Below are 11,467 nucleotides of genomic sequence, written 5' to 3' on the forward strand. Positions count from 1 at the left end.
AGACAGCCCGCCCCGCGACCCCGCGCGGCCGCTGCTGACGGTCGGGCTTTCGGCCCGCATCGCGCTGGTCTCGGCCCTGATGGTGATCGGCGCCTGGTGGATCTTCAACTGGGAACGGGCGGCCGGTGTGGAGCTGGCCGAGGCCCGCACCGCCGCCGTCAACCTGCTGGTCGCCGTCCAGGTGGTCTACCTGTTCAGCTGCCGGTCGCTGACCCGGCCGGTCTGGCGGCTCGGGTTCTTCAGCAACCCGTGGGTGATCGGCGGGGTGCTGGTGCAGCTGGCGGGCCAACTGCTCATCACCTACTTGCCGGTGATGAACGCCCTGTTCGGTACCGCGCCGATCGAGGCCGGGGCGTGGTTGCGGGTCGCGGCGTTCGCCGCGCTGGCCTCGGTGGTGATCGCCGTCGACAAGCATCTGCGTCCCCGTCTGATGTGAGCGGCGGGTGGCACTGTTCGGCGGGCGGCGCTGTTCGGCGGCGCTGCCCGGCGGGCGGCGCCGCTCGGAGGTTGAGGGGCGGCGCCGGGCGGTTCACCGGGCCCCCGGCTCCGCCTGGAGCAGTCGCGGCGAGGCGTCGAACCCCCAGCGGCGGTAGCCGGCGACCGCCCGGTCGCTGGAGTGGACGGTCACCCGCTCGTGGCCCTGCTCGCGGGCGAGGTCGAGCACGGCCTCGACAAGCCGTCCGCCGAGCCCGCCGTCCCGCTCCTCCGGTACGACGTACACACACTGCACGTCGCCGGAGGCGCGTTCGACGGCGAGCGGGCTGGGCACCCGGGGGACCGTCGCCAGCCACGCCATGCCGACCACCCGCGGTCCGCGCACCGCGACGAGGCACCGGTGGGTGTGCTCGTTCTCCCGCGCCCACCGGACAAAGCGGCTGACGAACACCTCGCGGGTGAGCGTCGGCGCGGCCCCGTTCTCCCGCACCCACCGCCACCGGAGCTCCGCCACGTCGGCCGACTCCCCCTGACGGGCGGGCCGTATCTCCACGCTGTCATCCACCCGCCCATGCTCGCACCGCCCGGCGCCGGGCGGCCCTGCGTGGGTCAGGGGACGTCGGCCGGCGTCAGGTCGGGCAGCGTCAGGGGACGTCGGGCAGCGTCAGGGCGCGGGCGTACGGCGTACCCGTGCGCCGCGCGTGGGCTATGCGCTCGCGGACCTCCCGCGTCGTGCGGGGCCGGAAGCCGGGACCACCGCAGCAGCTCTTGTGGAACCCGACGCCCGCGTGCAGCAGCACGGAGAGGACCCGCCACGCCGCGACGTCCTTCCGCCGGGGCGGCGCGAACGCGGAGCCCGCGTGGAGGAGCCGGCCCGCGCATCGCGGGCAGACCCGCTCCCGCTCGGGCCCGTGGGACTGCTTGTAGGAGGCCCGGCAGGGCAGGCACACGTACGACGTCCTTGCATGTCCAGCCATGCCCGCAGAGTACGCCCGGGCGCTGGCGGCCCGGGAGTTGTCCACAGGCGGGTGCCGGGGAGTTGTCCACAGGGCTGGTGGAACTCCTTCACACCCCGGCATCATCGATGACCGGCGGGAGCGTCCGCCCAGGACCCGGGCCTCGTCCGCCCAGGCCCCCGGACCCCGGCAGCCCAGGCCCCGGAGGTGCGGCCTCCGTCGATCAGGCGCGGACGTAGGCCGCCAGGTGCTCGCCGGTGAGCGTGGTGCGCGCGGCGACGAGGTCGGCCGGCGTTCCCTCGAAGACGATCCGGCCGCCGTCGTGCCCGGCGCCCGGGCCCAGATCGATGATCCAGTCGGCTTTGGCCATGACCGCTTGGTGGTGTTCGATGACGATGACCGACTTCCCGGAGTCGACAAGACCGTCCAGCAGGCCGAGGAGCTGCTCCACGTCGGCGAGGTGCAGCCCGGCGGTCGGTTCGTCCAGGACGTACACCCCGCCCTTCTCGGCCATGTGCGTGGCCAGCTTCAGCCGCTGGCGCTCGCCGCCCGACAGCGTGGTGAGCGGCTGGCCCAGGGTGAGATAGCCGAGGCCGACGTCGACGAGGCGCGTGAGGATCCTGTGGGCCGCCGGGATGCGGGCCTCGCCGGCCGCGAAGAACCGCTCCGCCTCGGCCACCGGCATCGCGAGCACCTCGCTGATGTCCCGGCCGCCGAGCCGGTACTCCAGTACCGCTGCCTGGAAGCGCTTGCCCTCGCAGTCCTCGCAGGTGGACGCGACACCGGCCATCATCGCGAGGTCGGTGTAGACGACGCCGGCGCCGTTGCAGGTCGGGCAGGCGCCCTCGGAGTTGGCGCTGAACAGCGCCGGCTTCACGCCGTTGGCCTTGGCGAACGCCTTGCGGACGGGGTCGAGCAGACCGGTGTAGGTGGCCGGGTTGCTGCGCCGCGAGCCCTTGATCGCGCTCTGGTCGACCGCCACCACACCGTCACGTCCGGAGACCGAACCGTGGATCAGCGAACTCTTGCCCGAACCGGCCACGCCGGTGACGACGCACAGCACCCCGAGCGGGATGTCCACGTCGACGTCCCGCAGGTTGTGGGTGCCGGCGCCCCGCACCTCCAGCGTCCCGGACGGCTCGCGGACCGACGGCTTGAGCGTCGCCCGGTCGTCGAGGTGCCGCCCGGTGACGGTCCCGCTCGCCCGCAGCCCGTCGACGGTGCCCTCGAAGCAGACCGCGCCGCCGCCCGTGCCGGCGCCGGGGCCGAGATCGACCACGTGGTCGGCGATCTCGATCGTCTCCGGCTTGTGCTCCACCACAAGCACGGTGTTGCCCTTGTCGCGCAGCCGCAGCAGCAGGTTGTTCATCCGCTGGATGTCGTGGGGGTGCAGGCCGATCGTGGGCTCGTCGAACACGTAGGTGACGTCGGTGAGCGAGGAGCCGAGATGCCGGATCATCTTCACGCGCTGCGCCTCGCCGCCCGACAGCGTGCCCGACGGCCGGTCCAGCGACAGATAGCCCAGCCCGATCTCCACGAACGAGTCGAGTGTCTGCCCGAGCGCGGTCAGCAGCGGCGCCACGGAAGGCTCCTCGAGGCCCCGGACCCAGGCGGCCAGGTCGGTGATCTGCATCGCGCACGCGTCGGCGATGCTGACCTCCCCGATCCGCGAGGAGCGGGCCGCCTCGCTCAGCCGGGTACCGCCGCACCCGGGGCAGGCGGTGAAGGTGACGGCCCGGTCGACGAACGCCCGGACGTGCGGCTGCATCGCCTCCCGGTCCTTCGACAGGAAGGACTTGCGGATCTTCGGGATCAGCCCCTCGTAGGTGAGGTTGACGCCCTCTACCTTCACCTTCGTCGGCTCGCGGTGGAGGAAGTCCCGCATCTCCTGCTCAGTGAACTCGCGGATCGGCTTGTCCGGGTCGAGGAAGCCCGACTCGGCGTAGGTCCGCACCGTCCACCAGCTGTCCGACTTCCAGCCGGGAATGGTGAACGCGCCCTCGGCGATCGACTTGGAGTCGTCGTAGAGCTGGGTGAGGTCGATGTCGGAGACCGTGCCGCGTCCCTCGCACTCGGGGCACATGCCGCCGGTGCGGGTGAAGGTCGCCTTCACGGCCTTGCGGTCGCCGCGCTCCACGGTGATCGCGCCGGCGGCCCGGACGGACGGCACGTTGAAGGCATAGGCGCTGGGCGGGCCGACGTGCGGGCTCCCGAGTCGGCTGAAGAGGATCCGCAGCATCGCGTTCGCGTCGGTGGCGGTACCGACCGTCGAGCGGGGGTCGGCGCCCAGCCGCTGCTGGTCGACGGTGATCGCGGTCGTCAGGCCGTCCAGCACGTCCACCTCGGGGCGGGCCGGCGTCGGCATGAAGCCCTGCGCAAAGGCGCTGTAGGTCTCGTTGATCATGCGCTGCGACTCGGCGGCGATCGTGTCGAACACCAGGGAGCTCTTGCCCGACCCCGACACCCCGGTGAACACCGTCAGCCGGCGCTTGGGCAGCTCGACACTGACGTCCTTGAGGTTGTTCTCCCGGGCGCCGTGCACCCGGATCAGGCCGTGGCTGTCCGCGACGTGCGGCGCGGGGCCGGGCTCCGGCGCGTCCGTCTTCGAGGCCGTACTCATCGCTGTGTCTCCCTCTGGCGGCCGGAGCCGCCCCTCCTCGCCGGGCCGTCACCGTCACGCGGCGGCGGTCGGCCCGCCATGACGCCTACCGACCTCACGCTAGCCAGGCCACGTCCACCCCGCTTCTTGATTCCTGACCCGCTTCCCCGGCGGCGGTCACCGCCCTCCCGAGGAGGAGGGCGACCGGCCGCCGACCACCTGCCTGCGCTCCCGCGCCCGCCATGCTGAGTCCGAGAGCAAGCCGAACAGGCGCGCGACGACAAACGAGGAGCGACCACGATGATCGTCTGGGTGAACGGCGCATTCGGGAGTGGGAAGACCACGCTGGTCGATGAGCTGCGGCCGCGATGGCCCGACGCGCTGGTCTACGACCCGGAGATGGTCGGCTTCGTCCTGCGGAGGATCGTGGACGTCCCGACGGGCGACTTCCAGGACCTCCGGCTGTGGCGGCGCCAGGTGGCAGCGCTGGCGGTCGGGTTGGTGGAGGAGTACCGCCGCCCGGTCCTCGTCCCCATGACGCTGGTCGATCCGGCCTACGTCGACGAGGTCTTCGGCGCGCTGAGAACGGCCGACGTCAAGGTCCACCACTTCTTCCTCACGGTCCCCCGAGCCGCACTGGAGAAGCGCATCGACGGGCGGACCTTCTTCCCCGACGACCCCGAACGGGAGGCACAGGTCCGGCGCTGGGCCAAGGACCGGATCGAACGGTGCACGGCCGCGGCCGACACCCTCCCCGCCGACACCGTCTTCCTGGACGGCGAACTCACCCCGTCCGAACTCGCCGACCACGTAATCGCGTCGGTCTCCCGAGCGGACAGCTGAGGCCGCCTCAGCGACTGTCCCCCCGCGGCGGTTCCCACACCGAGCAGTCATGCGCGAAGAGCACCCGCCGCGGGGCGAAGTCGGCGAGCCGGTCGAGCCAGGGCTGGTAGGGAGGTAGCGGCTGCTCGACGCCTGCGTGTGTGGCGTGGCGGGCGAGTTGCTCGGACGCGTAGTGGGAGGCGAGGTCGTAGGCCTGGCCGGCGAGCACTGTCGAGCCGGCCCCTTGGCGGATGACCAGTGACTGGTGTCCCGGGGTGTGCCCGGGCGTCGGAAGGATGCGGACTCCGGGCCAGATCTCGGCTTCGCCGGCGATCTCCTCGTACATCGCGCCGGGGAAGTCGACCAGTTCGTCGATCGTGTAGCCCCCTCGGCGGGCGGTGGCCAGTTCGACGTCCTGGACCAGGATGGGAACGCCTGCCAGAAGCGGGTTCCCGCCACAGTGGTCGAAGTGGAGATGGCAGTTGACGACCATGGTGATGTCGTCGGGGGTGACGCCGGCCGATGAGAGGGCTTCCCGCAACGGGCGGCGCCGGGGTCGGTAGCGGGCTTCGGTCTCGGGGTCCGCGTCGCCGACGCCGGTGTCGAAGAGGATCAGTCCCTTGTCGTGGCGCACCAGGTAGGCGAGGACGGGTTCGACTCGCGGTTGCGGGCCGCCCGCCTCCGAGGCCGGTCGGACGAAGTACCCGAGATCGAGTCGGCGCACCGACGTGTTCCCCACCATCCGGCCATGCTGACAGATGACGGTGACGCCCGGCCGTGTTGGCGGGACGTCACGTCGCGAAGGACCCGCGGAGAGGAGGAACACTTTTGCAAGCGGTTGCTTGCAAAAGTTAGCGGGGTGGGGGATGGTGGGGGCATGGCCTCGTTGCACCCCAGTGAGATCGGGGAGTTCCTGCGTGAGCAGCGCCGTAACGCGCAGCTCTCGTTGCGGCAGCTCGCGGACGCCGCCGGGGTGTCGAACCCGTATCTGAGTCAGATCGAGCGCGGGCTGCGCAAGCCCAGCGCGGAGATCCTCCAGCAGTTGGCGAAGGCGCTGCGGATCTCGGCCGAGACGCTGTACGTCCGGGCCGGGATGCTGGAGGAGCGGGAGCGCGACGAGGTGGAGGTGACGGCGGCGATCCTGGCGGATCCGTCGATCACCGAGCACCAGAAGCAGGCGCTGCTTCAGATCTACGCGTCGTTCCGAGCCCAGAACGACGCGGACGGCAGGAACGTGAAAGGGCCGGAAGGCCGTACGGCGGGCGCCGAAGGCGGCGTCGGCACCAAGGACACCGCGACATAGCCGCCCGGGAAGGACGACTCATGCCGAGCACAGACGAGATCCGTAAGACCATCACCGACCCGACGCCGCTCTACTTCGCGGCCGGGGTGATCGAGAAGGTCCGCACGGAGGCCCCGGAGCGGATCGCGAAGATCCGCTCGACGGACCCGAAGATCATGCAGGAGCGCGTGCAGGGCGCGCTGGCCACGCTCGACGCGGACCTGAAGAAGCTGCGTGAGCAGGCCCAGCACCTGGCGCTCCAGGGCATCGGCTACGCCGCCGAGGCGGCCGTGAAGGCGAAGGAGGGCTACGACTCCCTCGCCGAGCAGGGCAAGGTGGCCGTGGAGGGCTGGCGCGCCAAGGGTGGCGAGGCCGACCCGACGTACGAGGCGACCATCGAGCGTGAGCCCGTCAAGGTGACCGAGCCGACCGCCGGTGGTGAGGGCGGCGCGAAGGCCGGGGGCAAGGCCGAGGCCAAGGCGGAGACCAAGGCCGAGGCCAAGGGGGACGACAAGGCGGAGGCCGGTAGCGGCAGCGCGCGGAAGCCTGCGGCGAGGAAGACGACCCCGCGTCGGTCGACGGCGAAGTCCGAGGACTGATCACCGGCGGTAGCGGCATCCGTACGGCGGCCGGGCACGGTGTGACGTGTCCGGCCGGCCGTGCGGGTAGCGTTGAGGTGAGGAACGGCGAATCTTCTAGAGCTAGGTGGTGGCCGGCGTGCTGTTGGAGGGCTTCAACACTCTGAGGGGATTCCTGTTCCTCGGTCTGCTGATCTTTGCCATCTTCTGCTTTGTGGACGCGGCGCTGCGCCGCCCGGACGCCTACGTCGCGGCGGACAAGAAGACGAAGCAGTTCTGGTTGATCATCCTGGGTGTGATCGTCGCGGTGAACCTCATCCTGCCGGGCTTCATGCTGCTCATGATCGCGGGTGTGATCGCGAACATCGTGTACATGGTGGACGTGCGGCCCGCGCTGATCCGGGTCAGCGGCGGCGGAAGCGGCGGCCGGTACCGGGGCAGCAGCAGCGACGGGCCGTACGGGCCGTACAACGGCGGGCGCTGAGCCGGAAGCGGGCGACGGGTCAGCGGCTGAGGAGCAGCATCGCGACGTCGTCCGTCAGTTCGCCGTCGTTGAGGCGGCGTACCTCGTGCAGCAGGTCGTCGACGAAGGGCTGGCCGCCCGTGGGGTGGGCGTGCAGCGAGTCGGTGACGAGGTGGAGCATGCCCTCCTGGCCGAGGCGTTCCCGGCCGTCGCCGGTCCGGCCTTCGATGAGCCCGTCGGTGTACATCAGCAGGTGCCAGTGCCGGCCCAGGTGGATGTGCGCGGCGGGCCATTCGGCTGTCGGCAGCAGGCCGAGTGCCGGTCCGGCGGCGTGTTCGGGTAGCAGGCGCGGCTCGGGGTCGGCGAGTACGGGGGCCGGGTGGCCGGCCAGCCACAGGGTGGCGGCGTCCTCCGCCGGCGCGATGTCGATCATGCAGAGGGTGGCGAAGACCTCGTCGCCGGAGCGTTCGTGTTCGAGCACCTGCTGGAGGGTGCCGAGCAGCGGGGCGCCGCTGAGACCGGCGAGGATGAGGGCGCGCCAGGCGATGCGCAGTTCGACGCCGAGTGCGGCCTCGTCGGGGCCGTGGCCGGAGACGTCGCCGATCATCGCGTGCACGGTGCCGTCGTCGGTGCGGACGGTGTCGTAGAAGTCGCCGCCGAGCAGTGCCCGGGAGCGGCCGGGGCGGTAGCGGCGGGCGAGGGCGAGCCCGCTGCCGTCCAGGAGCGGGGTGGGGAGGAGTCCGCGTTCGAGTCGGGCGTTCTCCTGTGCGCGCAGCCGGGACTCGGCGAGCTGCCGGCGGGCGAGGTCGGAGCGTTTGCGTTCCTCGGCGTAGCGGATGGCCCGGCTGAGCAGGGCGGCGTCGAGGTCCTTCCGGGGGAGCTGGTCCTGGGCGCCGAGGCGGACGGCCTCGGCGGCCTTCTCGGGGTCGTCCTCGTCGGTGAGCACGAGCACCGCCTGGCGGGGCGCCATGGCGACGACCTCCCGCAGCACGTCGAGGTCGCCTTCGGCGAGGTCGAGGAGGACGCAGCCGACGTCGTCGGTGAGGAGTCGGGCCGCTTCGGTGAGGTTGCGGGCGGTGCGGACGCGGAGCCTGCCGGCCGCGTCGAGCAGGGCGGGCAGGGAGGCGGCGCCGGCGGACGGGTCGTCGGCGATCACCAGGAGGGTGCGTGCCTGGCGGGGGAAGGTGCCGGGAGTACCGGGGCCGCTGGGCGTGACGGGGGCACCGTGCGGCGCGGTGGCCTGGGCCACCGGCGACGGTGTCGCCCGTTCTGTCTGCTCGCCCACCGGTCGGGGCATCGGCTGTCCTCTTCCCTCCCCCCGGAGGCGTCGACGCCCGGTGTCGGACGTCGCGAGCGACCCTACCGGGCGGCCGGGCGGCAGCGGAACGCCTGCGGCCGCCGAGTGCGGCACGCAACAACGGCATATGCCCACGGAGTTAAACGGATCACACCGCGCGCCCGCCCGGGTGAGGACTCGACGGAGGGCGTGCCCGTGGGGCGCCTACGCGTCGGGGCGGACGACGCCCCTGATCGGGAGGGCGCCCACACCCTCCACCCGGACCTGCCGGCCGGTGCGTGGGGAGTGCACCATCGTGCCGTCCCCGACGTACATGCCGACATGGCTGGCGTCGGTCTTGTAGATGATGAGGTCACCGGGGCGCATGTCCTTGATCGGCACGCGCTTCAGCCCCTGCCACTGCTGCTGCGAGGTGCGCGGGATGCGCACGCCGGCGGCCTCCCAGGCCCGCAGCGTGAGGCCCGAGCAGTCGAAGGTGCGGGGGCCGGTGGCGCCCCACTCGTAGTCGCGGCCGATCTGGTCGAGGGCGAAGGCGAGGGCGGCGCGGCCCTTGGCGGAGGCGGTTCCGTTGATCTCCTCGAGCACGCCGCTGCGCAGCCAGTCCAGCTGCCGGCGGTAGGACGCCTGGTCCTCGAGTTCGGCGAGGCGCGCGCGGTCGTCGGAGGCCAGCTCGGACTCCAGTTTCTCGGCCGCCTTGAGCTTCTCCTCGATCTTCTTCTTGGCCTTGGCCCTGGCCTTGCGGTCGGCTTCGAGCTGTTCCCACTGCCGGCCGGCCTTCTTGGCGTAGCTGCGGAGGGTCTCCTGGGTCTCGGCGAGGTCGTTGATCACGCCACGGGTGGCGCGCTGGCCCTGGCGGAGGAGGCCGAGGGAGTGGAGGAAGCGTTCGGGGTCGCGTTCCACGGCGAGGCGCTGGTTCACCGGCAGGCCGAGGCCGCGGTACTGGGCGCGGGCCATGGCGCCGGCCTGGTCGTTGAGCTTGTCGAGCCGGACGCGGTTGTTGTCGATCCTGCGGGCCAGGTCGGCGATGCGGCGTTCCTGGCGGCGGACCTTCTGCTGGGCGGCGTTGTAGGCGTCGGTGGCGGAGCCGGCCTGGTCGTGCAGTTCGGCGATGCGGCGGCGGACCTTCTCCAGCCGGGCGGTGCGGGCGGCGTCGGCGGCGCTGTCGGCGTTCCCCCGGCCGTCCCTCCGACCGTCCGCGCGGCCGTCGCCCGGCTCGGTGGCGGGCGGCGGTTCCGGCGCGGCCCACGCCTGTCCCCCGACGGGCAGCAGCAGTGCGGCGAGCGCACCGGCCAGTACGGCGCCCTTGCGTATCACGTGGTCCGTCCCCTCCCCCTTGTTCCCCGGCTTGTTCCCCTGCGGCGCAGGCGCCTGTCCGGCGGCCCCCGTCGGTGGCCACCGGCCGGGTCCGTCCCCCGCGCGGATGGTGCCACGTCACGGGAGAATTCAACAGGGTGACGGCGGCCGTCCGCCGGGCAGGCCCGGAGAAACCCGACGAAGAGCCCTCCACAAAACGACCAGAAGCCCAGGAACCCGCCTGAAGGCCCGGCCGGACACGTCCGGCTCCCACGACTCCCGACGACGCCGAGCCGACCGAATCCTTCACCGAGCGACCGTCCGACCACCGCCGGTAGCCGACCGACGGGTCACGTCACGAAGCCATAACCACGGCAACTGCACCGACCGCCGAGGTTCACCTCGCGTTCACTCTCGACCGTCGGGCGCTTCACCTGATCTGCCTAATTTCAGCCGTACGGAGTGCGAGTCTGCCGGGCCGAACCGGGGCAAGCGCCGTACTGCTGATCGAGGCAGGACAACCCGAGCAACAAACCCAGCCACTGCTTTCCGCCGCCCCACCGGCGGGCTCAGGAAGGAACTGAACCAAAGTGAAGCTTCAGCGCACGAACCGGCTTCGCGCCCTGTCTGTCGGCGCTATCGCGGTCACCGGTGCCCTGGTCCTGACCGCCTGCGGATCCGACGACAACACGGGCCGGGGAGGCAATGGCGACGGCGGCACGGCCGCCGCCAGCGACATCGACTGCGAGGGCAAGGGCAACCTGCTCGCCTCCGGCTCGAGCGCGCAGAAGAACGCCATCGACGCGTGGGTGAACGCGTACCAGGCGGCCTGCAAGGAAACGAAGATCAACTACAACCCGACCGGTTCGGGTGCGGGCATCCAGGAGTTCCTCCAGGGCAAGACCGCGTTCGCCGGCTCCGACTCGGCCCTCAAGGAGGACGAGGTCAAGGAGTCGCAGAAGGTCTGCAAGGACGGCGGCAAGGCGGTCAACCTGCCGATGCTCGGCGGCCCGGTCGCGATCGGCTACAACCTCTCCGGCGTGGACGACCTGGTCCTGGACGCCCCGACGCTGGCGAAGATCTTCGACTCCAAGATCACCCGCTGGGACGACGAGGCCATCAAGAAGCTGAACCCGGACGCCAAGCTCCCGGGCACCAAGATCCAGGCCTTCCACCGCTCCGACGAGTCCGGCACCACGGACAACTTCACCACCTACCTGGCCACCGCCGCCCCGAACGACTACAAGTACGAGCCGGCCAAGGCCTGGGCCGCCAAGGGCGGCCAGTCGGCGAACGGCTCGGCGGGCGTCGCCTCGAACGTGAAGCAGAACGACGGCGCCATCGGCTACTTCGAGCTGTCCTACGCGACGGGCAACAGCATCCCGACCGTGAAGCTGGACACCGGCGCCGGTGAGCCGGTCGAGGCCACCGTGGAGAACTCCTCCACCGGCATCGCCTCCGGCAAGATCGTCGGCAAGGACGGCGACCTGGCCATGGAGCTGGACTACGCCACCAAGGAGGAGGGTGCCTACCCGATCATCCTGGTGACCTACGAGATCGTCTGCGACAAGGGCAACAAGTCCGAGACGGTCGAGGCGCTGAAGTCCTTCCTCAACTACACCGCCAGCGAGGACGGCCAGAAGAAGCTGGCCGAGATCGACTACGCGCCGCTGCCGGACGAGATCCTCACCAAGGTTCGTGAGCAGGTCGAGGCCCTCTCCTGAGGCCTGACCCCTCCGGGC

At 71.4% G+C, this 11,467-nt stretch carries 12 protein-coding genes; 6 read left to right on the forward strand and 6 right to left on the reverse strand.

The annotated features are described in order from the left end of the window. Window positions 1-436 (forward strand): cation transporting ATPase C-terminal domain-containing protein (locus GL263_RS12425; protein ID WP_182855724.1); only part of this gene is annotated, 436 nt, incomplete at its 5' end. A 93-nt stretch (window positions 437-529) separates the two neighbouring features. On the opposite strand, the gene GL263_RS12430 is transcribed toward GL263_RS12425, so the two are convergent. The 3 genes from GL263_RS12430 to GL263_RS12440 all read right to left on the reverse strand — a co-directional run bounded on the left by GL263_RS12430 (window position 530) and on the right by GL263_RS12440 (window position 4,011). After that, complete coding sequence (locus GL263_RS12430; protein ID WP_182855725.1) at window positions 530-1,000, reverse strand: GNAT family N-acetyltransferase; 471 nt, start codon at window positions 998-1,000, stop codon at window positions 530-532. Between the two features lie 79 nt (window positions 1,001-1,079). Continuing rightward, window positions 1,080-1,412: a deoxyxylulose-5-phosphate synthase gene (locus tag GL263_RS12435; RefSeq protein WP_182855726.1), complete on the reverse strand. Its 333-nt coding sequence runs from the start codon at window positions 1,410-1,412 to the stop codon at window positions 1,080-1,082. Between the two features lie 202 nt (window positions 1,413-1,614). Further along, window positions 1,615-4,011, reverse strand: a complete 2,397-nt coding sequence (locus GL263_RS12440) for an ATP-binding cassette domain-containing protein (protein ID WP_182855727.1) — start codon at window positions 4,009-4,011, stop codon at window positions 1,615-1,617. A gap of 279 nt (window positions 4,012-4,290) precedes the next feature. On the opposite strand from GL263_RS12440, the gene GL263_RS12445 reads away from it, so the two are divergent. Further along, window positions 4,291-4,833, forward strand: coding sequence for an AAA family ATPase (locus GL263_RS12445; protein WP_182855728.1), 543 nt, complete (start codon window positions 4,291-4,293; stop codon window positions 4,831-4,833). A gap of 7 nt (window positions 4,834-4,840) precedes the next feature. Here GL263_RS12445 and GL263_RS12450 read toward each other — a convergent pair whose 3' ends face one another. After that, window positions 4,841-5,554, reverse strand: coding sequence for an N-acyl homoserine lactonase family protein (locus GL263_RS12450; protein ID WP_182855729.1), 714 nt, complete (start codon window positions 5,552-5,554; stop codon window positions 4,841-4,843). 135 nt (window positions 5,555-5,689) lie between these two features. Here GL263_RS12450 and GL263_RS12455 point away from each other — a divergent pair, with 135 nt between their 5' ends. From GL263_RS12455 to GL263_RS12465, 3 genes are all read left to right on the forward strand, one after another. Further along, the gene (locus GL263_RS12455; RefSeq protein ID WP_182855730.1) at window positions 5,690-6,115 is read left to right on the forward strand and encodes a helix-turn-helix domain-containing protein; all 426 of its coding nucleotides are present in this window, start codon (window positions 5,690-5,692) and stop codon (window positions 6,113-6,115) included. Between the two features lie 20 nt (window positions 6,116-6,135). Beyond that, entirely contained in the window at window positions 6,136-6,693 is a 558-nt protein-coding gene (locus GL263_RS12460) for a hypothetical protein (protein ID WP_182855731.1), read from the forward strand. Between the two features lie 118 nt (window positions 6,694-6,811). Beyond that, on the forward strand, window positions 6,812-7,156 hold the full coding sequence (locus GL263_RS12465) for a DUF2516 family protein (RefSeq protein WP_182855735.1): 345 nt from the start codon (window positions 6,812-6,814) through the stop codon (window positions 7,154-7,156). Window positions 7,157-7,175: 19 nt separating this feature from the next. On the opposite strand, the gene GL263_RS12470 is transcribed toward GL263_RS12465, so the two are convergent. Further along, entirely contained in the window at window positions 7,176-8,432 is a 1,257-nt protein-coding gene (locus tag GL263_RS12470; RefSeq protein WP_182855732.1) for a PP2C family protein-serine/threonine phosphatase, read from the reverse strand. A gap of 204 nt (window positions 8,433-8,636) precedes the next feature. Next, window positions 8,637-9,746, reverse strand: coding sequence for a C40 family peptidase (locus GL263_RS12475; RefSeq protein ID WP_182855733.1), 1,110 nt, complete (start codon window positions 9,744-9,746; stop codon window positions 8,637-8,639). A gap of 569 nt (window positions 9,747-10,315) precedes the next feature. Between GL263_RS12475 and pstS the strand changes: the two genes are divergently transcribed. Further along, a complete protein-coding gene (gene pstS / locus GL263_RS12480) occupies window positions 10,316-11,449 on the forward strand; it encodes a phosphate ABC transporter substrate-binding protein PstS (protein WP_182855734.1) in 1,134 nt (377 codons plus the stop codon). Window positions 11,450-11,467: the final 18 nt, after the last annotated feature.

It is taken from the genome of Streptomyces durbertensis (assembly GCF_014156695.1).
GTDB classification, from domain to species: Bacteria; Actinomycetota; Actinomycetes; order Streptomycetales; family Streptomycetaceae; genus Streptomyces; species Streptomyces durbertensis.

What these genes read in the sequence shown, in the direction of transcription:
- GL263_RS12435 (WP_182855726.1), bottom strand. Translation starts at nt 1,412, where the DNA reads ATGGCTGGACATGCAAGGACGTCGTACGTGTGCCTGCCCTGCCGGGCC.
- GL263_RS12440 (WP_182855727.1), bottom strand. Translation starts at nt 4,011, where the DNA reads ATGAGTACGGCCTCGAAGACGGACGCGCCGGAGCCCGGCCCCGCGCCG.
- GL263_RS12445 (WP_182855728.1), top strand. Translation starts at nt 4,291, where the DNA reads ATGATCGTCTGGGTGAACGGCGCATTCGGGAGTGGGAAGACCACGCTG.
- GL263_RS12450 (WP_182855729.1), bottom strand. Translation starts at nt 5,554, where the DNA reads ATGGTGGGGAACACGTCGGTGCGCCGACTCGATCTCGGGTACTTCGTC.
- GL263_RS12455 (WP_182855730.1), top strand. Translation starts at nt 5,690, where the DNA reads ATGGCCTCGTTGCACCCCAGTGAGATCGGGGAGTTCCTGCGTGAGCAG.
- GL263_RS12460 (WP_182855731.1), top strand. Translation starts at nt 6,136, where the DNA reads ATGCCGAGCACAGACGAGATCCGTAAGACCATCACCGACCCGACGCCG.
- GL263_RS12470 (WP_182855732.1), bottom strand. Translation starts at nt 8,432, where the DNA reads ATGCCCCGACCGGTGGGCGAGCAGACAGAACGGGCGACACCGTCGCCG.